The 22,519-nt window shown below is 64.4% G+C and carries 20 protein-coding genes; 8 read left to right on the top strand and 12 right to left on the bottom strand.

The features are described 5' to 3' along the window. Positions 1 to 4: 4 nt before the first annotated feature. The 10 genes from ACV229_RS32120 to acnA all read right to left on the bottom strand — a co-directional run bounded on the left by ACV229_RS32120 (position 5) and on the right by acnA (position 10,488). Positions 5 to 1,297, bottom strand: coding sequence for an NAD(P)/FAD-dependent oxidoreductase (locus ACV229_RS32120; protein WP_448087113.1), 1,293 nt, complete (start codon positions 1,295 to 1,297; stop codon positions 5 to 7). Beyond that, positions 1,294 to 1,545 (bottom strand): proline racemase family protein, encoded by a 252-nt coding sequence (locus tag ACV229_RS32115; RefSeq protein WP_448087112.1) that lies wholly within the window; start codon positions 1,543 to 1,545, stop codon positions 1,294 to 1,296. The genes ACV229_RS32120 and ACV229_RS32115 overlap by 4 nt, the downstream gene beginning before the upstream one ends. Before the next feature lie 55 nt (positions 1,546 to 1,600). Then, positions 1,601 to 2,479 (bottom strand): dihydrodipicolinate synthase family protein, encoded by an 879-nt coding sequence (locus tag ACV229_RS32110; RefSeq protein ID WP_448087111.1) that lies wholly within the window; start codon positions 2,477 to 2,479, stop codon positions 1,601 to 1,603. A 34-nt stretch (positions 2,480 to 2,513) separates the two neighbouring features. Continuing rightward, the gene (locus ACV229_RS32105) at positions 2,514 to 3,179 is read right to left on the bottom strand and encodes an amino acid ABC transporter permease (RefSeq protein ID WP_448087110.1); all 666 of its coding nucleotides are present in this window, start codon (positions 3,177 to 3,179) and stop codon (positions 2,514 to 2,516) included. A gap of 10 nt (positions 3,180 to 3,189) precedes the next feature. Beyond that, a complete protein-coding gene (locus ACV229_RS32100; protein WP_448087109.1) occupies positions 3,190 to 3,861 on the bottom strand; it encodes an amino acid ABC transporter permease in 672 nt (223 codons plus the stop codon). 10 nt (positions 3,862 to 3,871) lie between these two features. Then, positions 3,872 to 4,711, bottom strand: coding sequence for an amino acid ABC transporter ATP-binding protein (locus tag ACV229_RS32095; RefSeq protein ID WP_448087108.1), 840 nt, complete (start codon positions 4,709 to 4,711; stop codon positions 3,872 to 3,874). A 175-nt stretch (positions 4,712 to 4,886) separates the two neighbouring features. After that, entirely contained in the window at positions 4,887 to 5,720 is an 834-nt protein-coding gene (locus ACV229_RS32090; RefSeq protein WP_448087107.1) for a substrate-binding periplasmic protein, read from the bottom strand. Positions 5,721 to 6,152: 432 nt separating this feature from the next. Then, positions 6,153 to 6,896: an ABC transporter substrate-binding protein gene (locus ACV229_RS32085; RefSeq protein ID WP_448087106.1), complete on the bottom strand. Its 744-nt coding sequence runs from the start codon at positions 6,894 to 6,896 to the stop codon at positions 6,153 to 6,155. Between the two features lie 37 nt (positions 6,897 to 6,933). Beyond that, a complete protein-coding gene (locus tag ACV229_RS32080) occupies positions 6,934 to 7,827 on the bottom strand; it encodes a GntR family transcriptional regulator (protein ID WP_448087105.1) in 894 nt (297 codons plus the stop codon). 36 nt (positions 7,828 to 7,863) lie between these two features. After that, on the bottom strand, positions 7,864 to 10,488 hold the full coding sequence (gene acnA / locus ACV229_RS32075) for an aconitate hydratase AcnA (RefSeq protein WP_448087104.1): 2,625 nt from the start codon (positions 10,486 to 10,488) through the stop codon (positions 7,864 to 7,866). A 240-nt stretch (positions 10,489 to 10,728) separates the two neighbouring features. On the opposite strand from acnA, the gene ACV229_RS32070 reads away from it, so the two are divergent. From ACV229_RS32070 to ACV229_RS32060, 3 genes are all read left to right on the top strand, one after another. Next, positions 10,729 to 11,790 (top strand): lactonase family protein, encoded by a 1,062-nt coding sequence (locus ACV229_RS32070; protein WP_448087103.1) that lies wholly within the window; start codon positions 10,729 to 10,731, stop codon positions 11,788 to 11,790. A 54-nt stretch (positions 11,791 to 11,844) separates the two neighbouring features. Next, the gene (locus tag ACV229_RS32065; RefSeq protein WP_448087102.1) at positions 11,845 to 13,170 is read left to right on the top strand and encodes an MFS transporter; all 1,326 of its coding nucleotides are present in this window, start codon (positions 11,845 to 11,847) and stop codon (positions 13,168 to 13,170) included. 222 nt (positions 13,171 to 13,392) lie between these two features. Continuing rightward, entirely contained in the window at positions 13,393 to 14,409 is a 1,017-nt protein-coding gene (locus tag ACV229_RS32060; RefSeq protein WP_448087101.1) for an ABC transporter substrate-binding protein, read from the top strand. 62 nt (positions 14,410 to 14,471) lie between these two features. Here ACV229_RS32060 and ACV229_RS32055 read toward each other — a convergent pair whose 3' ends face one another. Both ACV229_RS32055 and ACV229_RS32050 read right to left on the bottom strand, forming a co-directional pair. Then, a complete protein-coding gene (locus ACV229_RS32055) occupies positions 14,472 to 16,184 on the bottom strand; it encodes an AMP-binding protein (RefSeq protein WP_448087100.1) in 1,713 nt (570 codons plus the stop codon). A gap of 135 nt (positions 16,185 to 16,319) precedes the next feature. Next, entirely contained in the window at positions 16,320 to 16,994 is a 675-nt protein-coding gene (locus ACV229_RS32050; RefSeq protein WP_448087099.1) for a dienelactone hydrolase family protein, read from the bottom strand. A gap of 438 nt (positions 16,995 to 17,432) precedes the next feature. Here ACV229_RS32050 and ACV229_RS32045 point away from each other — a divergent pair, with 438 nt between their 5' ends. The 5 genes from ACV229_RS32045 to ACV229_RS32025 are packed head-to-tail and all read left to right on the top strand — an operon-like array spanning position 17,433 to position 22,513. Next, positions 17,433 to 18,191, top strand: a complete 759-nt coding sequence (locus ACV229_RS32045) for an SDR family NAD(P)-dependent oxidoreductase (protein WP_448087098.1) — start codon at positions 17,433 to 17,435, stop codon at positions 18,189 to 18,191. 51 nt (positions 18,192 to 18,242) lie between these two features. Then, a complete protein-coding gene (locus tag ACV229_RS32040; protein WP_448087097.1) occupies positions 18,243 to 19,727 on the top strand; it encodes an aldehyde dehydrogenase family protein in 1,485 nt (494 codons plus the stop codon). Between the two features lie 45 nt (positions 19,728 to 19,772). Further along, a complete protein-coding gene (locus ACV229_RS32035; RefSeq protein WP_448087096.1) occupies positions 19,773 to 20,903 on the top strand; it encodes an alkane 1-monooxygenase in 1,131 nt (376 codons plus the stop codon). Further along, positions 20,888 to 21,433: a styrene-oxide isomerase StyC gene (styC, locus tag ACV229_RS32030; RefSeq protein WP_448087095.1), complete on the top strand. Its 546-nt coding sequence runs from the start codon at positions 20,888 to 20,890 to the stop codon at positions 21,431 to 21,433. The genes ACV229_RS32035 and styC overlap by 16 nt, the downstream gene beginning before the upstream one ends. A 30-nt stretch (positions 21,434 to 21,463) precedes the next feature. Further along, positions 21,464 to 22,513 carry a 2Fe-2S iron-sulfur cluster-binding protein gene (locus ACV229_RS32025; RefSeq protein WP_448087094.1) on the top strand — a complete coding sequence of 350 codons (1,050 nt, stop codon included), beginning with the start codon at positions 21,464 to 21,466 and terminating at the stop codon, positions 22,511 to 22,513. The last annotated feature ends 6 nt before the right edge of the window (positions 22,514 to 22,519 follow it).

The following is a 22,519-nucleotide window of genomic DNA, read 5'->3' as shown; positions in this document are numbered from 1 at the left end:
AATGTCAGTCGAAGCGATAGGCGCTGAACGGCGCCAGATCCTGACGCGTCGGCCGGCCGGCGGCGAGGTCGCCGATCAGGCGTCCGGTCGTCGCGCCGAGTGTCAGCCCGAGCTGGCCGTGGCCGAACGCCATCAGCACGTTCGGCAGCCGCTTCGAGCGATCGATGACGGGCTTCGTATCGGGCAGGAACGGGCGATAGCCGACGCCGTACTCGACGCGTTCGGTGCGCAGCTCGGGCAGGATGCGTTTCGCTTTCGCGAGGATGATGTCCGCGCGCTTGAAGTTCGGTTCGGCGTTGCGGCCGGCGAACTCGATCGTGCCGCCGATCTGCAGCCCGCGCGTCATCGGGCTGAAGCAGAAGCCGCCGTCCGCGTAGATCACGGAATGCCGGAACGCGATGCCGGGCTCGGCGAGCAACGCCTGATAGCCGGCGATGCCCTCGAGCGGCACGTTCACGCCGAGCTGGCCGAAAAACGGCCGCGAGCCCGTGCCAGCCGCGACGACGACCTGGCTGGCTGCGACGCGCTCACCGTTCGCGAGCGTCACGCCCGTCGCGCGTCCCGACGTCTCGTCGATGCGTACGGCGTTCGCTCGGATGCGGCGCCCGCCCTGCGACACGAAGCTGTCGGTCAGCGCCGCGATGAAACCCTCGGTATCGCTGACCGAGCGCCAGTCCGGGAACAACAGCCCATGCTGGAATTTGCCGGCCAGTACGGGTTCCAGGTCGCCGATATCCGCGGCGTTCAGCCGTTGCGACGAGAACCCCAGCGACTGTCGCAGATCGAGGTGGGGCTGCTCGCGCGCGATGCCAGCCGGATCGTCGAACACTTCCAGGATCGGGCGCTCGCCGATCAGCGCGCGGTTCCCGCACGCATCGAGCAGCGGCGCGTAGTCGGTGTAGACGTCGTGCGTGAGCGACGCCAGCGCGTTCGCGATCGACACGATCTTCGCGTGGCGGGCCGACGCGACGAACCGGAAGAACCACGGCAGGATGCCGGGCAGCGCACTCGGCCGCAGCGCGAGCGGCCCTTCCTGATCCATCAGCCAGCCGGGCACCTTCATCAGGATGCCCGGCTTCGACAGCGGGATGACTTCGCTGACCGCCATCTGTCCGCAGCTCCACTTCGCGGTGCTGTCGCCGGGCGCGGCCGGATCGATCAGCGTGACGGCATGTCCGTCGCGTTGCAGGTAGAGCGCGCAGCAGACCCCGACGATGCCACCGCCGATGACGACGGCCGGTTCGTGCCGGGATGCGCGTGGCGCCTCGATGGCGGTGTCTTGCGGAACGGCGTTCAATTGACGCACTCCTGCAGGCTGAAGTCGGCATTGTCGCTGAGCGGCGGATAGAGGGTCGTGCCGGACATGTGCGCATGACCGCGCGCCTCCAGCGTCCGCGAACGGCGGCCCCGGTCGTGGCGCTCGACGAAGTACGCGCGGCGCGCGCTCATCGTCGCGCCCTGGAGAGAAGGCGCGCCGTCGATCACCATGCGTACCGGCATCCCTACAGTATGGCCTTCGAGACAGGTAAAGCTGTGAATCGGCATGTTCGGTTTCCCGTGTCTGCGCACCGGCGCGGGCGGCGCCGGTGCGCGCTGCGCGTCAGGCCTGCGACGCGTCGAAGACCGCGCGGAATTCCGCCTTCTCCGCGTCGGTCAGCGGCTGCAGCGGCATGCGCGCGTTGCCGACCTTGAAGCCCGCGAGTTCGCAGCCGTACTTGACCTTCTGGATGAACTTGCCCGACTCCATGCTCGCCATCACCGGGAACAGCGAACGCATCACGTTCTGCGCACCGGCAATGTCGCCGGACGTGAACTTGTCGTAGAAGCCGACGACCTGCTTCGCGAAGCAGTTTGCGGGCCCGCAGATCCAGCTCGTCGCGCCCCACAGGAAGAAGTCGAGCGCCTGGTCGTCCGAGCCGCACGACAGCTGATAGTGATCCTTGTACTTGCCGCCGATTTCGATCGCGCGCAGCAGGTTGCCGCTGCTTTCCTTGATACCGATGACGCGCGGATGATCCTTGAGCGCGTCGAGCACGCCGAAGCCGACCTCGACGTTCGTGCGAACCGGGTAGTTGTACAGGATCACGTTGACGTCGGTCACCGCGGCGAGAATCGCGTCGTAGTGCCCGATCAGTTCGTCCTGCGAGGGCAGCGCATAGTACGGCGGCGCGATCAGGATGTTGGTGTAGCCGGCATCGCGCGCCTGCCTGACCTGCTCGATCACTTCCCGCGTGCACGAGCCGTTCGCGCCGGCGATCAGCAACCCCCGATCGCCGACCACCTCGCGAACGGTCTTCATGACCGCGCGGCGCTCGTCGTTCGTCAGCGCGTAGTACTCGCCCGTCGAACCGAGCGGAACGAAGCCGCGGACGCCGGCGTCGAGCTGAAACTCGAGGATCGACGCGAGCGTATCGTGATCGACTGCGCCCGATGCGTCGAACGGCGTGACGAGTGCGGGCAGTATGCCTTTCAGTTGCATGAGATTTCTCCAGCTTGACGAGGGTTGATGAGGGTCAATAGGCGTAGCGCCTGAGCATCCTGGACTCCACTACGCCGACCAGGCGGGTCAGCGGAAAGGCGACGAGGAAATAGATGACGGCCACGGTGGTCAGGAACTCGACCGGCCGCGCCGTGCTGTTCGACACGTTCTGGCCGACGAACATCAGGTCGGCGACACCCACCGACGAGATGAGCGCGCTCTCCTTGAACAGGCTCACGACGTTCGACAGCAGCGGCGGAATGGCACGCAGCAACGCCTGCGGAAAGATCACGTAGACGATCTTCACGTGCGGCGACAGGCTGAGCGCGATGCACGCGTCGTGCTGCTCGCCGGTGATCGACTTGAGCGAGCCGCGAAACGTCTCGCTCGTGATCGCGGCCATGTACAGCGTCAGCGAGATCAGCACCGACAGGAAGGGCGGAATCGGCAGCCGGAACACGACCGGGAAGCAGAAGAACACCCAGAACAGCTGGATCAGCAGCGGCGTGCCGCGAAAGAATTCCACGTACGCGGTGACCGGCCCCTTCAGCCAGCGGGATGGCGACATCCGCAGCAGGCTCAGCACGAAACCGGCGAGGCTGCCGACGATCGCGCAAGTCACGGTGAACACGAGGGTCAGCCCGAGGCCTTTCGCGAGCACGAGCCAGTAGGGCCAGACGACGGAAAAATCGAGATTCACGGCGTGCTCCTCAGCGCTGCACCGCAGCGTCCTGACGACGCTCGATGATGTGAACGAGTTTCGCGATCGGCAGCGACAGGGCGAAGTACACGAGCGCGACCACCGAATACGTTTCGAGCGGCCGATACGCTTGCGTGGCGAGGCTCTTGGCGACGTACATCAGGTCCGCCACCGCGACGATCGCCACCAGCGCGCTCTGCTGCAGGCTGCCGATGCCGTTGGTCAGCAGTACCGGCATCGCGCTGCGCAGCGCTTGCGGAAGCACGACGAAGATCGTGCGCTGCCACGGCCGCAGGCCCAGCGCGACGGCCGCGTCGAGATGTTCCTTCGGCACCGCCTGCACGCCGGCGCGATACGCTTCGGCGTTGAACGCAGTCAGGTTCAGGCCGAGCGCGAGCACGCCCATCGTGATCGGGTCGATGAACACGTCGACCATCATCGGGATGCAGTAGAAGAACCAGACGATCTGCAGCAGCGCCGGCGTGCAGCGAAAGAATTCGATGAAGAGCTGGGCCGGCCAGCGCACGATCGCCCAGCGGCTCATCGCGAGCAGGCACAGCAGGAAGCCGAGCACGAGGCCCATCGCGTTGGCGGCGACGGCCAGCACGATCGTGACCTGGAGGCCTTCGAGCAGCGCGCCGACACTGCCGGCGAGGAAACTGAAGTCGAAGTGGTAGTTCATGGCCGCCGCCTCAGTCGAGATGCAGGACTTTTTCGAGGAACTCGCGCGTGCGCGCTTCCTTCGGACACTTGAAGATCTGCGCCGGCGCGCCTTCCTCGACGATCCTTCCGTTTGCGCAGAACACGACGCGCGTAGCGATATCGCGCGCGAAATGCATGTCGTGCGTGACGATGATCATCGCCATCTTCTGCTCGGCGAGCTGCAGCATCACGTTCTGCACTTCGACGACCATTTCCGGATCGAGCGCGGACGTCACTTCGTCGAACAGCATCAGCTTCGGCTCGAGCATCAGCGCACGCGCGATCGCCACGCGCTGCTTCTGGCCGCCGGACAACTGGCTCGGGTACGCGTGCAGCTTGCTTTCGAGGCCGAGGCGCGCGAGGTACGTGCGTGCGCGGTCGGTCGCGTCGGCCTTCGACACGCCGCCGACCCTGACGGGCGCGAGGATCAGGTTGCCGAGCACCGACAGATGCGGAAACAGCGTGTAGTGCTGGAACACCATGCCGACCTGCTTCTGCAGCTTCGCGTCGATGCGCTGGCCGGCGCGCGACTCGCTGCCGCGAATGTACGGCTTGCCCTGGAACGCGATTTCGCCGCGCTGGACGCCTTCGAGGCCCATCATCACGCGCAGCAGCGAGCTCTTGCCGCTGCCGCTCGGGCCGATGATGACGAGCCGGTCGTCGGCGCGCATGTCGAGGTTCATGCCGTCCATCACGACGAGGTTCGGCCCGTACGACTTGTAGACGTCGCGCAGGCGCACGAAATCGCCGGCCGGCGCGGACGAAGCGGAAAAGGTCGTCGAATGGGACTGCATGTTCGACCTGACGGCCGTCGTTTGAGGCGACAACATGGCGTTCTCTCCAGTGGCGCCTGACGTCGGCGCTCGAAGTGCGAATCGGAAAAATCGAAACCCGTCGACGATCCGCCGGACCATCCGCGCTGCGCCCGTGGGCGCAGCATCCGACGGCGCGGCGGGACGCGGGGGCAGCCGGTCGGCGGACGCTTGCTTGGCCCTTGGTTGCTCGTTACTTGCCCGTGACCAGCATCGCTTGCACGGAGGTCTTGATCAGGCGGTTGACCGCGCCGGACTTGACCTGCTGCGCGAGATACCGGTTGAGCACGTCGAGGTCGGCCTGCGGCGTGTCCTTGCGCAAGCCGAATGCCACTTCCTGCTGCGCGAGCGGCGGCGTCGGATTGAAGCTGGCCGCCCAGTCCGGATGCGCTTCCGTCAGCAGCATGTTCGTGATGTTCGCGTCCGCGAGCAGATCGGCGCGCTTCGAAATCAGCGACAGACGCGTCTCGTCGTTGCCGGGCAGCCGCATGATCCGCGCCTGCTTCAGTTCGGCCGAAATCGCCTTGTCCTGCGATGTGCCCGACATCACGGCGACCGTCACGTTCGGCTTGTCGATGTCGGCGATCGTGCGAAGGCTCTTCGGGACCTTCGGGTTGTGCTTGTTGTAGACGAACGAAACGTTGTAGTCGGTCGCCGGCGCGGAGAACGCGACGGCCTTTTCACGCTCGGGCGTGTCGTTCAGCGCCATCGACAGGTCCCATTTGTCCGACTGCAGGCCCGCGACGATGTTGTCCCACGTCGTGTCGACGAACTCGACCTTGACCTTGAGCACGTTCTGCCCGAAATCGCGGCACAGGTCCGAGAAGAAGCCGCTGTAGGTGCCCGTCTTCGGGTCGCGCATCACGTAGGGCGGCGCGACCGCCGCGCCGCAGCGCAGGACGCCGGCTTTTTTCACGCCGGCCCATGTGTCTGGTCCATCTGCATGCGATGCGGTGGCGGCGAACATCGAAGTCGCGGCGACAACGCACGCGGCGAGCTGGCGGGTGAGACGAGACAGCCGAATCATGGTGACCTCTCTAACTTTGGGTAAACCCGTATGCCTGATGGGTCTGCCACACATCGTTGTGTGTTTTGTTGTGTGCAGCATTGCATGCATCATAGGAGAGCAAAATTCGCTGTGTCAACGGGAACTTGGCAGTTGGGACGGCTGGGGTTTTCCCCGGGATGCGCGGTCGTGGGCATCATCGGTGCGCGACGCTCCCTCCGCCTCGCGACGCGATGAAGTCGCAAGGCGGAGGGAGAAAGGGGGGGAAGGCGACGCGCCTTCAATGGCGGGAAAGAAACGTCAGACGAATGTCGTGCGACGGCCTGGCGCGATTACGAGCACGTCACGGCGGGCGATGGTCCGACCGGTTCGGTTGGGGCTTCGTCGACGCGACGCGTGCCGATGTTGCATCGGCTGTTCGATGTGCTGCGTCGGTGATGCAATATCTGCCGTTCAGCCTGCGTCGGCTGCGGGCGCCACCGACGCCCCCGCGATCCCGTGCCTGGCCAGCGACTGCGCGACGAAACCGGATGCCTTCATCTCTTCGACGAAGTCGCGAAGCACATTCGCCGCCGCTTCACCGCGACGCTTCGGCGTGCCCATCGCCTGCCGGATCACCATGAAGCGCTCGTCGAGCAGACGAAGCCCCGGCGTCTGCCGTGCGTCGGCTTCGAGCTGCTGCTTGACGCCTGCAGCGACTTCCAGCCCTTGCTCGACAAACGTCTGCACGACGGCCGGCGACGTCGGCGCGCGCACGATCTGCGCGGCCTTCAGTTCGCGCGTGAGGAACAGGTCGTAGGCGCTGCCCTTGCCGACGGCCACGCGGTTATGCGCGTGATCGACATCCTCGTTCGTGCGGATCGGCGAATCGTCGCGCACGAGATAGAAGCCTTCGATCAGCACGTAGGGCGCGGTGAACGCGATGGTTTCGCCGCGCAGCGGATCGACGGCGAAGAACCCGAAGTCGGCGCGTTCCTCGCTCACGGCCTGCACCGATTTCCCCGCGGCATCGAACACGACCAGTTCGAGTTCGACCGACAGACGTTCGGCGAATGCGCGCGCGAGGTCGATCGATACGCCGAACGGTTCGCCAGTGGAAGGATCGCGGTTCGCGAGGATCGGATTGCCGAGATTGATCGACGCGCGCAGCTTGCCGGTGGGTGTCAATGCGGAGACAACGGAAGGATCAATGGTCATGAAGGCGCTCGTGGCACCGCGTTCGACGGAAGCGGTCTCAGGGTTCAAGGATTTCGCTGATGCGTGACAGCGCATCGAGCGTATGCAGCAGGTGTTGGCGCAATGCTTCGGATGCTTCCTCATTGAGCTCGCGCTCGAGCAGTTCGAGCACGTGCAGATGCTGCTTTGCATGTTCGACGTAGCGCTCGCGATGCTGCATCGAGCGATACGACAGCAAGCGGCGCACGCGGTTGACCCGCTTGATCGTATCGATGAAGAAGCTGTTGCCGGACGCCTCGACGAGCGACTCGTGAAATCGCACGCCGCGTTCGTGCAACTGGTCAGCGGTGTCGGTTTCGATGCCGCCCGCGAGCAGGTGCTTCTCGACTTCGCGGCAGCGTTCGAGCACCTTGCGCTCGAGCCGGTAGCCGGGTTCCAGCAGCGCGGCCGGTTCCAGCGCGAGGCGCAGACGGTACGACTTCAGCAGACTGTCGGGCGTGGTCAGCATCGGCGAGAATTGCCAGCCGTAGCCCGGCTTGCGCTCGGCCCATCCTTCCTGCGCGATGCGCCCGAGCACGGCGGTGAGCTGCGCGTTCGTCAGCCCGTACCGGTTGCGGATCAGCTGCTCGGAAAACTCGTCGGGCAATTCGCCCTTGAGGCGATCGTCCGCGACCTGGAAATACGCGCTCGTCACGACGTCGGTTTCGGCGAGGCCCAGCTCTCCGACGACGTCCGACAGCGGTTCGACGACCGGCTTCGCGACGAAGAACCCGCGATTCCTTTCGCGGGTGAGGATGCCTTTCTCGTGCAGCAGCGCGAGCGCCTCGTTGACGGGGGAACGCGACACGCGCAGGCGGTCCGCGAGCATCTGCGCGGGCAGGTGCGTGCCGACGTCCAGTCCTTCGGTCTTGATCAGTTCGACAATCTGGGTCGCAATGGATCGGTCGATCATGTGAGTCTGCCTTCCGGGCGGCGCAAAAGCCCGGTTTCAAGCCTCCTGCGTCGCCAGATTTTTCTGCAATATCAGCGGGATCACGCCGCCCGAACGCAGCAGCCGGCATTCGAGGCGGGTCTCGACGGCCGCCGTCGCGTCGACGGACTCCACGCGGCCGTCCGCACGCACGATTCGCACGGGCACCTTGCAGCGCGGTGACAGCGTATCGGCCGGCGCGTCGACGTCGAGCTTATCACCTGGCTGGAGGTCGAGCGTGTCCGGGTTCGTGCCGGACGCGAAGCGCAGCGGCAGGATGCCCATGCCGATCAGGTTCGACCGGTGAATGCGCTCGAAGCTCACGGCGAGCACGGCGCGGATCCCGAGGAGCCGCTGGCCTTTCGCCGCCCAGTCGCGCGACGAACCCGTGCCGTAGCGCTCCCCCGCGACGAGCACGACCGAATCGCCGTGCTGCCGGTAGCGCTCGGCCGCCTCGAAAATCGGCAACACGTCGCCGCTCGGTACGTGCAGCGTATGCGCGACGGGCATGCCGGCGCGCAGCCGGTTGACGAGCGTCCGGTTGTAGAACGCGGCCCGGACCATCACTTCCCAGTTGCCGCGCCGCGACGCGAACACGTTCAGGTCGTCGCGGTCGTCGCCGCGCGACACGAGGAAATCGGCGACGAAGCTGTCCTTCGGGATCGCGCTGGCGGGCGAGATGTGATCGGTCGTCACGTCGTCGCCGAGCACGAGCAGCGGATACGCGCGGTACGAGCCGAGCTGGCTGCCCTGCGACGCGGACGCGAACGGCGGGCGGCGCAGCGCGGTCGATGCCGGGTCCCATGGAAACCGCGCGCTGTCCGGCGCGTCGAGATCGTGCCAAGCGGGATTCTCGCTCGCGAGCGCGAACGCGCGTGGATAGTCGCGCGGCTCGGCCGCCGCAGTGACGAGCGCGGCGACTTCCTCGCGAGTGGGCCAGAGGTCGCGCAGGTAGACCGGTTTGCCGTCGGCCCCATGCTGGAGCGGATCGCGGCTCAGGTCGATCTCGGCATCGCCTGCCAACGCGAAGGCGATCACGAGCGGCGGCGACATGATGAAGCCGAGGTCGAGATCCGGATGAACGCGTCCCGGGAAATTGCGGTTGCCGGACAGCATCGCGACGGGACGGATGCAATGGTCCGCAAGCGCTTCGCGAATCGGCTCGGTCAGCGGCCCCGAATTGCCGATGCAGGTCGTGCAGCCATATCCGACGATATCGAAACCGACCGCCGACAGATCGTCGGTCAGCCCGGCCCGTTCGAGATACGCGGCGGCGGCGGGGGAGCCGGGGCCGAGCGATGTCTTGACCCACGACGGCACCTTCAGCCCGAGTGCACGCGCGTTGCGTGCGAGCAGGCCGGCGGCGATCAGCAGGGCGGGATCCGACGTGTTCGTGCAACTCGTGATCGCGGCGATCGCGACCGGATGCTTCGGCATCGACGGATGGCGCCGCGCCGGACGGAAATCGAGCGGCGCGAGCGCAGCCGCGGTTTGCGAGTAGTCAAGCAGGTCCTGCGGGCGGCGCGGTCCGGCGATGTGCATGCCGATCGCCGCGAGGTCGATGTCGATCGTGCGCGTGTAGCGCGGCTCGGCGTGCGGATCGAACCACAGGCCTGCGCGCTGCGTGAACGCTTCGACGAGACGGATCGCGGCCTCCGTGCGGTTCGTCGCGCGCAGGTAGTCGAGCGTGTGCCGGTCGACCGGGAAGAAACCGGTCGTCGCGCCGTATTCGGGCGCCATGTTCGCGACGACGGCGCGCTCGCCCGCGGTGAGCGTCGCGACGCCGGGCCCGAAGAATTCGACGAATTCGCCGGACACGCCGATCGCGCGCAGTCTCTGCGTGACGATGAGCGCGAGGTCGGTCGCGAGCACGCCCGGCCGCAGCGCGCCGGTCAGACGCACGCCGATCACATCCGGAATGCGCTGCATCACCGGCATGCCGAACATCACCGTCTGCGCTTCGAGCCCGCCCACGCCCCAGCCGAGCACGCCGATGCCATTGATCATCGGCGTGTGGCTGTCCGTGCCGATCAGCGTGTCCGGCACGGCCCATCGCTCGCCGTCGCGCTCGACCGTCGTCACCACCGTGGCCAGTTGCTCGAGATTGATCGTATGCATGATCCCCGTGCCCGGCGGGTGGATGCGCACGCCCGTCAGCGCCTTCGATGCCCAGCGCAGGAACCGGTAGCGCTCCGCGTTGCGGCGCAGTTCGAGATCCAGGTTCAGCGGCGCCGCGTCCTGTCGCGCGAAATATTCGACGGCCAGCGAGTGATCGACCGACGAATCGACGGGCAGCACCGGATTGAGCGATGCGGGATCCGCGCCGGCTTCCGCCAGCGCGTCGCGCATGCCGGCGATATCGACGAGCGCGGGCGTGCTCGTCGTGTCGTGCATCAGCACGCGGTTTGGCTGAAACGCGATCTCGGCCGCGCTCGTTGCGCGGCGCGTCCATTCGAGGATGCCGTCGACTGCCTGCCGCCGTTCGTCGCCATCCGTGTTGCGGATCACGTTTTCAAGCAGCAGACGCAGCACGACGGGCAGTTCGCGCAACGTGTCGCCGAACAGGCCGGGCAGATCGACGAAGCGCAACGACGCGCCGTCGACCGTCAACCGGGCTTCAGGGAGGGTGTCGGTGTTTTCCATGACTGTATTTTTGCATTTACACGAGTAAAAATGCAATCTAGTGCTAACCCGAAATACCCCGATCGGGAGACATCCGTGACGAAAACGAGCAGTGGCCTGGGCCGGAAAGGCCCGGATCGAGCACGACGCCGGGTCGTGCAGGGCGCCGCGTCGCTGGGCGCGCTGGCGGTTCTCGGCGCGGCCGCGCGATCGGTGTTTGCTGACGAATTGACCCAGGCAGCTTTCAAAGGAAAGAAACCCATGTTTGCTTATGTCGGATCGCGCACCACGCGCGAACGAAACGCCCGCGGCGAGGGCATCAGCGTCTATCAGGTCGACACCGGAACGGGTTCGCTCGAACTCGTGCAGGTGTTGAAGGACCTCGTCAATCCGTCATTCCTCGCGCTCGCCGGCAACGGCGAGCGCCTCTACGCGGTGCACGGCGACCTGAGCGACATCAGCGCGTTCAAGGTCGACCGGGCATCGGGCAGGCTCGCGTTCCTGAACCGCCAGAGCACGCGCGGCCAGAACCCGGTGCACCTCGCGATCGATCCGTCCGGCCGCTACGTCGTCGTGTCGAACCACATCGGCGCGAGTCTCGCCGTGCTGCCGATCGCCGCCGACGGGTCGCTGCAGGAAGTGACGCAACTCGTCACGCTCGAAGGTCCGATCGGTCCGCACCGTATCGAGCAGAAGCAGGCGAAGCCGCATTTCAATCCGTTCGACCCGAGCGGCGAATTCGTCGTCGTGCCGGACAAGGGCCTCGATCGCGTGTTCACGTTCCGCTTCAACGACGGGCGGCTTACGGCGGCCGATCCCGCGTTCGTCGTGACGCGCGAGACGGCCGGGCCGCGTCACCTTGCATTCCATCCGGGTGGCGCGTACGCGTATGTCGTCAACGAACTCGATTCGACGGTCACGACGTATCGATACGTGCGCGCCGGAGGCGCGCTTACGCCCGTGCAAATCGTCTCGTCGCTGCCCGACACATACACGGGCACCAGCCGCGCGTCGGAGATCGAGGTCGATCGTGCGGGCCGGTTCGTCTACGCGTCGAATCGCGGCGACGACAGCATTGCCGTGTTCCGCATCGATGCGGCGACCGGGCGTCTGTCGTTCGTGGCCGCCGAGCCGACCGGCGGCCGCACGCCCCGCTTCATGACGAGCACGCCCGACGGCCGCTTCATGTACGCACTGAACGAAGACAGCGACAGCATCGTCGCGTTTTCGATCGACGCCGCGACCGGTCGGCTCAAACCGACCGGGTTCTCGACCGCATCCGGCAGCCCGGTCTGCATGGTGTTTTCCCGTCACCACGCGTAAGCCGCGAATTCGAATCAGGAGACATCCGGCGGGTCCGTCCGCCGGAGCGGACATATGCAATCGACAAACTCTATCGACGAACGCGCACTGGTGCGGAAGATCGCGTGGCGCATCATCCCGTTCGTTTTCGTGCTGTACATCATCTCGTACCTCGATCGCGCCAATATCGGCTACGCCGCGTTGCAGATGAACAAGGAGCTGGCGCTGAGCAGCGAGGCGTTCGGTTTTGCATCGGGCATCTTCTTCATCGGGTATTTCCTGTTCGAGGTGCCGAGCAACGTGATGCTCAACCGCTACGGCGCCCGCGTGTGGATCGCGCGCATTCTCGCGACATGGGGCATCGTGTCCGTGATCTCCGCGTTCGTGCAGAACGCGACGCAGCTCTACGTGCTGCGGTTCCTGCTCGGTGTTGCCGAAGCGGGGTTCTTTCCGGGCATCATCGTCTACCTGACGGCCTGGTTCCGGGCGAAGGAACTCGCGACGACCGTCGCGCTCTTCACCGCGGCGATTCCCGTGTCGTACATCATCGGCGCGCCGCTGTCGACGTGGATCATGGACCACGTCCAGTGGCTCCAGTGGAGCGGCTGGCGCTGGATGCTCGTGCTCGAGGGCGCGCCCGCGCTGATCGGCGGCATCCTGTGCTTCCTCTACCTGACGGATCGTCCGGCCGATGCGAAGTGGCTGACGCCCGCCGAGCGGGCGTGGCTCCTCAACGAACTCGCCAACGACCGGAAAGCACGCCCGAATGCGCAGCACTTCGGCTCGATCAAGGCGATGACCAATCCGAAGGTGCTGTACCTGTCGTTCATCTACTTCGTCTATCAGTGCGGCAGCCTCGGCGTCGGCTACTGGATGCCGCAGATCATCAAGGGCTTTTCGTCGACACTGAGCCACACCGAAATCGGGCTCATCGCGACGGTGCCTTACGTGTTCGCGACGATCGCGATGGTGATGTGGTCGCGCAGTTCCGACCGGCGTGGCGAACGGCGCCTGCATTCGGCGATTCCGCTTGCGGTGGCCGCCATCGCGCTGCTTGGAGCGGGGCTCACGACGAACCCCTTTGTGTCGATCGCGATGATCAGCCTGAGCCTCGCGGGGCTCTATGCGTTCAAGTCGCCGTTCTGGGCGCTGCCGACGCTGTTCCTCAGCCGCTCGACGGCCGCCGTGTCGATCGCGGTGATCAATTCCGTCGGGAACCTCGGCGGGTTCGTCGGACCGTTCGCGATCGGCTACGTCAAGGGTTCGGGGCAGAGCGCGACGCCGGGGTTGCTGTTTCTCGCCGGATTGCTCGTCGTGTCGTTCCTGATGACGTTCTTCATGCGCGTCACGGAACAGCGAACGAGCGATGCGCCGGCGGGCGTCGTGAACCAGAGTCATTGAGCCGGCTGCGGACCGGGTTGGCGCCGTCCGCGACCGACAGGCAGGTGTCGTTGCGAGCCGGCATCCGTCACACATTCTGGGTCGGGCGGCGTCCGTCGCGTTGCATTACGAGCGATCAGCGCTCGACGGGCAAGCGCCGATCAGGTTCCCCGCGGTCGCGGCGCATGCGGTCGGGTATGCGTCGCGATTGCAGCTATCACATGATTTCCAGGAGAACACAACATGATGAGACTACCCAAGCCAGTCCTGTTCGGCATCGTCGCGGCGCTCGCGGGCATCGCGACAGCGTTTTCTGCGCGGGCCGCGGACACGCAAACCATTTCGATCATGGTCGGCGGCATTTCGAAGTTCATTTATCTACCTGTCAAGCTGGCTGACCAGCTCGGCTACTTCAAGGACGAGAAACTGCAGGTAGAACTGCTGTCCCAGCCGTCCGGCGTCGATGCTGAAAACGAACTGCTCGCCGGTGCGGTGCAGGCCGTCGCTGGTGCGTACGACCATACGATCGATCTGCAAAGCAAGGGGAAGGACGTTCGATCGATTGCGACCTTCCTTCAGGTGCCGGGAGAAGTCGAAGTCGTGTCGAAAACTTCGCAGATGAAAAGCATGGCCGATGCGAAGGGCAAGACGTTGGGCGTGACCGGGCTGGGTTCGTCGACGGACTTCCTGACGCGGTACATGGCACTGAAGAGCGGCGTCGCGACCCAGCAGTATTCGACGCTGCCGGTCGGCGCGGACAATTCGTTCATCGCGGCGATCAAGCAGAACCGGATCGATGCGGGCATGACGACGGAGCCCACAGTGTCGCGGCTGCTCGAAACGGGTGATGCGTCGATTCTCGTCGACATGCGAACCGTCGAGGGCACGCGGCGTGCGCTCGGCGGCATCTATCCGTTTACCGGGCTGTATGTCGACGCGCACTGGCTGGCGCTCCATCAATCGCAGGCGGCGGGTCTTGCGCGCGCGGTCGCGCGGACGATGGCATACATCCACACGCATTCCGCCGACGAGATCGCGGACAGGATGCCGAAGGACTATTACGGCGGCAACAAGGCGCTTTACGTGCAGGCGCTCAAGGCGACCAAGTCGATGTATACCGCCGACGGAAAAATGCCGGAAGGCGGCCCGGAACATGTTCTGGACGTCCTTGCCACGATCAATCCCGCGATCAAGGGCAAGCAGATCGACTTGAGCAGGACTTATACGAACGCGTTCGTGACGGCTGCCAAGGCGCCGTAGTCGCGTCCCCCGCGAGATACGAGAGGGACGCTTCATCGCTGTGCATGTGCGTGCGTCGCGATTCAACGCAATTCCGGGAAATCTTCCTCCCAGTATTCATCGGGAAACCGCGTGAGCTCGGCCGCACGCTCCATCTCGCGACGACGCAGCTCGACGCGACGGATCTTGCCTGAGATCGTCTTGGGCAACTCGCTGAACTGAAGGCGGCGAATGCGCTTGTATGGCGCGAGCTTTTCGCGCGAGAAGCGGAACACGGCGCGCGCGAGCTCCGGACCGATTTCGTAGCCCTGCCGCACGGTGACGAACGCCTTCGGCACCGCCAGGCGCAGCGTGTCCGCGCTCGGCACGACGGCTGCTTCCGCAATCGCATCATGCTCGATCAGCACGCTCTCCAACTCGAAAGGGCTCAGCCTGTAATCGGACGACTTGAAGACATCGTCTGCTCGGCCGACGTACACGAAATAGCCGTCATCGCGACGCAACGCGACATCGGACGTGTGATAGAAACCGTGACGCATCGCCTCGTCCGTCGCCTTCGCGTTGTTCGCGTATCCGGTCATCAGGCCGAGTGGGCGCAGTGCCAGTGGCAACGCGATCTCGCCTTCGCTGACGACATGGTCGTCCGTGTCGACAAGTTCGACGCGGTAACCCGGCAATGGTCTTCCCATGGATCCGGCGACGACCGGCTGGCCCGGTGAATTGCCGATCTGGCATGTGGTCTCCGTCTGACCATAGCCGTCACGTATGGTCACGCCCCATGCGTCGCGCACGCGCTCGATGATCTCCGGATTCAGCGGTTCCCCCGCCCCGACGATCTCGCGCAACTTCACCGGATACGATGCCAGCGGCTCTTGCACCAGCATCCGCCACACGGTCGGCGGCGCGCAGAGCGTCGTGACGCCGAACTTGACGAGCACCTTCAGCGTGTCTTGCGGCACAAAGCGCGCGTAGTTATAGACGAACACGCACGTCTGCGCGTTCCACGGCGCGAAGAAGCAGCTCCACGCGTGCTTCGCCCAGCCCGGCGAGCTGATGTTCCAGTGGATATCGCCTGGCTGCAAGCCGATCCAGTACATCGTCGACAAATGGCCGACCGGGTAGCTCTGATGCGTGTGCTCGACGAGCTTCGGCTTCGAGGTGGTTCCCGACGTGAAATACAGCAGCAGCGGATCAGTCGCGTACGTCGGACCGTCCGGCTCGAAATTGGCACTTGCATCGTAGGCGAGCCCGAGGTCGATCCAGCCTTCAGCGTTACGCGGTAACCCGCCGACTGCGACGCGTGTCACGTTCGGCGCAAGCGCATCGAATTTGCCGAGCTGGTCGGCATCAACGACGACAAAGCGCACACCACCAGTCTCTACACGCTCGCGCACGTCATCCGGCGATAGCTGCGTCGTCGCGGGCAGTACCACGGCGCCGAGCTTCATCGCGGCGAGCATCACGTCCCACAGCTCGACGCGATTCGGCAGCATCAGCAACAGGCGATCGCCGCGCTCGACGCCTTGCGCGCGCAAGAAATTCGCCATCCGGGACGAGCGTTCGGCCATTTGCGCGTAGGAGAAGCGCGTGCCGCTACCGGTAAGGTCGTCGACAATCCACAGCGCAGGGTTGTCGTTGTCGCGGGCCACCACGTCGAAGTAGTCGAGTGCCCAGTTGAACGTGTCGAGCTGGGGCCACGCGAACTCGCGATATGCGCGTTCGTAGTCGATGCGATGACGCAGCAGCAGGTCGCGTGCGTCGACGAATGCCTGTGTGGAATCGGTGTAGTGGGTCATGGTCATCTCATGCTTTCATGTATATATGGAGTACTGAAGATAAATTGAGCTTGCCGGCACGGCGCCCATGCATCGCTTGATGTCGCGGTGAAGTAAGGCATGCCGTCGCCATGGGAACAGGTGATCGCCTTTCTCTCAGGAACACGCGCTACGGACGTGCTCGCGGAGAAAGTCGCGGGTTCGCTCGAAGGCTTTCGAGGCGCTTTCCTCGTGGTAGTGCAGCGGATCGCCTTGCCGATCGAACGCGTGACCCGCGGGATAGGAGAACACGAGCGATCCGGTTGAGTTGCTTCCGGGCGTTCGCCATCCATCGGAAGAATATTGCGGATCCGACTCCCCCCAATGAACCAGCATCGGGGTTTGCACGTCCGCATCTGGCTGGAAGGGCTCGGACGACCCGTAGTAAATGACGCAGGGCGTCGACAATGCTCGGGCGGCGCGCAGCGCAATCGATGCTCCCCAACCGTAGCCGACGATCGCGATATTGCCCGCATGGCCAATCGCATCGGCAGTGGTTGCAACGAGTGCGGCGGCAGTCTCGTGTCCGAGTTGCGATGCCAGCTCGGTGCCGAGTTGATGGTCGGCGAGCGCATAGCCGAGTTCGACCTCGCGCCGAATGCTGTCGAACAGGGCAGGAACCACGGTCAGATATCCGTCGGCCGCATAGTGCTCGGCGATTCGACGCATGTCGGCATTGACCCCGAATATCTCGTGAACGAGCACGATGCCCCCCACGGGCTTGTCGTCAGGTTGGGCCAACCAGCCGTTCATCGGGCCATGCGCGGTCACCATCGTAATCCAATGACTCATCGGTACCTCTTCGAGCAATAGAAATCGAACCTCGTTCGTATCGAGCTGCGGAGCGGAACTTGCAGGCAACTCAAGCGACTCGTGAGCGTCATGTCACGGATCCGCCAGTACGGATTCGTCGGACATATGCTCGGACTGCTACCCCAGCGCCTGCGTACAGCCGCTCGAATCGATGTCCTGAATGCGCCGCACGGATGTCCTGGCGAAAGGTGGTGCAGTCCGTGACATGCTGCTCCGCAGCAACCTGAATCACGCCGTATTTGCGCTTTTTGCAATCCCATCCCGGGGCGGGATTTGGTGCGGCGCGCAATATTCGAGCGAGCAAAGTTGTTGACGAGGCACATCTTAGAGGTTCAAGATTCGATCCGCAACATACAAACAGACGAGGTTGTCTGTTTGTTTTCGAACAGGACAATCGAACATCACTGGAGCGAGGAGATGAGGCTTAAGGGCAAGGTGGCGGTTATCACCGGTGCGGCAGCCGGTATCGGCAATGCAATTGCCAGGGCGTATGTGGTGGAGGGCGCGAAGGTCGTGATCGCCGACGTGAAGGGGGCGGAAGCGGCGGCGGCCGAACTCGGGCCCGATGTCGCGCTCGGCGTTTACACCAATGTGGCCGATCCGGACAGCACCAGGCAGATGGCTGCCGCGGCGCTGGAGCATTTCGGCAAGATCGACGTGCTGGTCAACAACGCCGGCATCTTCACGGGGCTCAATGGTGTCCCGATGGACGCGATCTCGGTCGAGGACTGGGACAAGCTCTACGCCGTCAACGTCAAGGGACCGTGGCTGTGCACCAACGCCGTATCGGCTGCGATGCGCGAGGCGGGCGGCGGCAAGGTCATCAACATTGCGTCGGTCATCGCCCATATGGGTGTTCCGTTCATGCTGCACTACGTATCGAGCAAGGGCGCTGTCGCAGCGATGACCCGCGCGATGGCCCGCGAGTTCGCGGCGACCCGGTCCCGAATCACGGTCAATGCGATCTCCCCGGGCTACACCCACTCCGCGAACGCAGTCGCCAACACCCAACAGCACGAGCAGTTCGAAGGCGTGGCGGCGCAGATGCGCACGATCGACCGTTCGCAGGTTCCGGCCGATATCGCCGGCGCAGCGCTCTGGCTCGCGAGCGACGAAGCGTCTTACGTGAACGGGCAGAACATCATCGTGGACGGCGGCATCTTCATGAGCCTGTAGCCGCCGGCCAACCAACATCTGTTCATCGCAAGCTGTCGCGGAGTCGAAACAATGAACGCAAATCCGAAGTCTGTTGCAAGCTCGACCGGGTTCCGGAACAAGAACCTGATCGGCGGCCAGTGGAAAGATGCCGCCTCCGGCAAGTCGATTGCCGTCGAGAATCCCGCGAATGAAGAGCTCATCGCGGAAGTGCCTCGAGGTCAGCATGAGGACATCGACGAGGCAGTGAAGGTCGCGCGTGCCGCCTTCGAGTCTGCCGCCTGGCGAAAGGTCCGGCCGATCGATCGCGGCCGAATTCTGGAGAACATCGCCCGCAAGGTGGAGGAGCACGCCGACGAGTTGACCTATCTCGAGTCGCTGGACACAGGCAAGGCCATCTCGTTTGCCAAGGTCATCGATCTGCCGTCGACCGTCGATGTGTTCAGGTATATGGGCGGGTGGTGCTCGAAGCTGGGCGGCAGCACGCCGCCGATCTCCTTCGACGGCAAGGAATACCACGCCTACACGCGGCGCGAGCCGGTGGGGGTGGTCGGTGCCATTACCCCATGGAACTACCCGCTTGCGCTGGGCGCCTGGAAGATCGCATCGGCACTGGCTGCAGGCTGCACGATGGTACTGAAGCCGACCGAGCTGACCCCGCTGAGCACGCTCCGCCTGGCCGAGCTGTGCCTGGAGGCGGGATTGCCGGAAGGCGTGTTGAACGTGGTCAACGGATACGGGCACGAGGCCGGCGAGGCGTTGGCGCGCCATCCGGACGTCGACAAGATCACCTTCACCGGATCGACGGTGGTCGGCAAGAAGATCGTCGAGTATTCGCTGGGCAACATGAAGCGCGTCACGCTGGAGCTGGGCGGAAAGTCGCCGAGCATTGTCTTTGCGGACGCGGATCTCGACCAGGTCGGCCTCGGCGCCGCGCTCGCGGTTTTCTTCAATTCCGGGCAGATCTGCTTCGCCGCCAGCCGGCTGTTGGTCCAGGACAGTGTCTACGACCGCGTCGTCGAAGCCGTCGCTGCCGTGGCGTCGCAGTTCAAGGTGGGCAACGGGCAGGAGGCCGACACCATGCTGGGGCCGCTCGTGTCGCGCAAGCAGCAGGAGCGCGTGCTCGGCTACGTGCAATCGGGCATCGAGCAGGGCGCCACGCTCGTATGCGGCGGCCAGAAGGTTGGCGACAAGGGCTACTTCCTGCAGCCGACCGTATTTGCCGATGCGGACCCGTCGATGAGGATCGCGCGAGAGGAAATCTTCGGGCCGGTCGTGAGCATCATTCGCTTCAAGGACGAGGCGGAAGCCATTCGCATCGCCAATGACACGACGTATGGTCTCGCCGCCAACATCTGGACGCGAGACATCAAGAAGGCGCATCGCGTGGCGCATCGTCTCCAGGCCGGATCCGTATGGATCAACTGCCACGGCGTGATCGACGCAGCGGCGCCGTTTGGCGGATTCAAGCAGTCGGGTTGGGGGCGCGAGGTATCGGAAGAGGGATTGTCCGCGTACACGGAAACCAAGACGGTCTGTGCGCTGCTCGACGAATGAGTGCGCGTCGGACTTGAAGGTCGTACGTTCAGGAGGAGACTGATCATGTGGGAATACATCAAGTACTACTTTGCCCCGCTCGTGCAGGTGCTGGCGATCTGGGGGTTTTACCGCGGTGCCGACTTCACGTGGATCGCGATCGCCGCGTTCCCGACGATCGCGGTCTTCGACGCGCTGCTTCCGCTCGACTTGTCCGAGCGCAAGATGAAGAGTCACTTCTGGGCCTATCTGCCGGTCTGGATTTCGACGCTTTTGCTGCCGGCGATGTACTGCGTCTTCGCCTGGTCGGTCGGCCATCACAACCTGACCGCGCTGCAAATGGCGGCCGGTGTGGCGGGGCTGGCCTGGTTGTCGGTCGTGCCGGGCGTGCCAGCGACTCACGAGCTGTATCACTCGCGCGGGCGCCTCGCGCGATTCGTCGGCCGCTACGGTCAAGTCGCGTTCCTCGATGCGATGCGCATGGAAGTCCATGTCGTGGGCCATCACCGCGATGTCGGAACCGCGGAGGATTGCGACACGGCGCGGCGCGGCACGAATTTGTACCGGTTCGTTGCCCGATCGATGTGGGAGTCCACCCGCCTGGAATTGAAGCTGGATTGCGACACGCTGGAGAAGCGCGGCTATTCGCGCTGGTCGATTCGACACTCGCTTTGGCGTGCGATCCTCGCGGTCGTCGTGTTCCTGGGCATCCTGTATGCGATCGGCGGCTGGCAAGCAGCAGGCCTGTCGCTGATCGGGATGGTGATCGCGCGTTTCTGGGTCGAGGCGTTCAATTACTACCAGCATTTCGGCCAGGTTCGGGTGGTGGGCACGCCGATCGAGAAGCGGCACGTCTGGAACCACTACGGAACGTTGTCGCGCCTGTATGCGTTCGAGATCACCAACCATGCCGACCACCATCTGAATTCCTATATCCCGTACTACAAGCTGGTGCCGGACCGGCAGGCGATCATCATCCCGAGCATCATCGTCTGCTTCCTTTCCGGGTTCATTCCTCCCCTTTGGTACAACCGCATTATCAAACCGGCCTTGCGTCGTTGGGACAACGAATTTGCATCGCCGGAGGAGCGCCGATTGGCGAAGGAGCAGAACCAGAGCGCGGGGTGGGACGACTGGTTCGACGAGCCGCCCGGCAGAACGAAGCGACCGGACACGTCCGCATGGGCGAACGGCTGAGCAGCGGACAGAAAGGAGGCAGTGTGACTGGTATCACAAACGTCGGGGCGAACCCGAGCGGAGAAATCCAGCGAAGGATGATCGGCCACGGGATGCTGATCCTTCTGATCGGCCTGCTGGCCGGGATCGGGCTGTTGATCAGCCTGATCGGCGGCCTTGAAGCGTGGCCGGGCAGACTGATTTCAATCGACCTGCCCGGTGGCAGCAGTGCGTGGGCACGCTTCCATATGGGGCAATTGCTCAACGCCTTCCTGATCGTGCTGGTGGCGCTGGCGTTGCCCGTGCTGAAGTTCGAGCCGCGAAGCGGACGACGCATCGGGTGGTTCATCGTGGCGGTCGGCTGGGCCAATACGCTCTTTTATGCGGCTGCGCTGTTCGCGCCGAACCGGGCGCTCACCTTCGGCAACAACCGGCTGGGGGACGCCAATCTCGCGTCGTTGATCGGACTGGCTCCCGCGCTCGTGTTTGCCGTCGTTTCCGTCGTCGTCGTGGTCGTGTTGGCCCGGCAGGCATTTCGACGCCTGACGTGACAGGCCGCTCAAATTTTATCGTGGTGACTGATGCGAGAACTTCTGAAATCCGTCTTCGGCAAATCGAAGCCGAAGCAACTGCGAATCCTTCCGCAAGATGTGACGATCGAGTTGGGGCAAGGCCAGACGCTGCTGGAGGCCGCATTGGCCAACGGCATCACCTACCCGCACGATTGCACGGTCGGTACATGTGCGTCGTGCAAGAGCCGCCTGAAGCAGGGCCGGGTTCGGGAAGCAACGCCGTTCGGCTACACGCTGTCCAAGGAAGAGCTCGACGCCGGGTACATCCTTGCGTGCCAGGCCTTTCCACGCGATGAACTGACCGTCGTGGAGATCGATGCGGCGGCGGCCGATCTCGCGCCCGCAGAGAAATACGTCGCGAAGATCATGGCGACCGAGCCGCTCACGCACGACATTCTGAAGGTGACGGTGCAGACGGACCGCGCCGTCAGCTATGCGGCCGGTCAGTACGCGAACTTGCGTCAGGATGGCGCGAACCGCGCCCGATCCTATTCCTTTGCGAATGCGCCGCAACGAAAGGGCAGGACGACGCTCGACTTCTATATTCGCAAGGTTCCGGGAGGCGAGTTCACGGAGGCGCTTTTCAACGGGACATTGAGCGGAGCGTCACTGGAGATGGAGGGGCCGCTGGGAACCTTCCATTTGCGAGGCGGCGACGCGCCGATGGTGTGCATTGCCGGCGGCAGTGGCCTGGCGCCTTTGATGAGCGTTCTCGAGCATGCACGGCTCAACCGTATCAAGCGCAACTGCACGCTGCTGTTCGGTGCGCGGACGCAAGCGGATCTATACCAGCTCGACGTCATCCAGGACATTGCCAACAGCTGGCAAGGCGGCTTTCGCTTCATTCCGGTGTTGTCGCATGAGCCTATCGATAGCGATTGGCGCGGCGCCCGAGGGCTCGTCACGGATCACATCGCGGCCGAGTTCTGCACGGGCGCCGAGGGTTATCTCTGTGGCCCGCCGCTGATGATCGACGCGGCGATAACCACGCTCGGCCGGCACGGCATCCCGATCGACAGGGTGTTCTACGACAAGTTTACCGACAGCAGAGACCGCTGATCGACG

This window comes from Burkholderia sp. MR1-5-21 (assembly GCF_053427715.1).
Note: the sequence above shows the minus strand (reverse complement) of the source record. Positions and strands in the feature narration are given on the sequence as shown.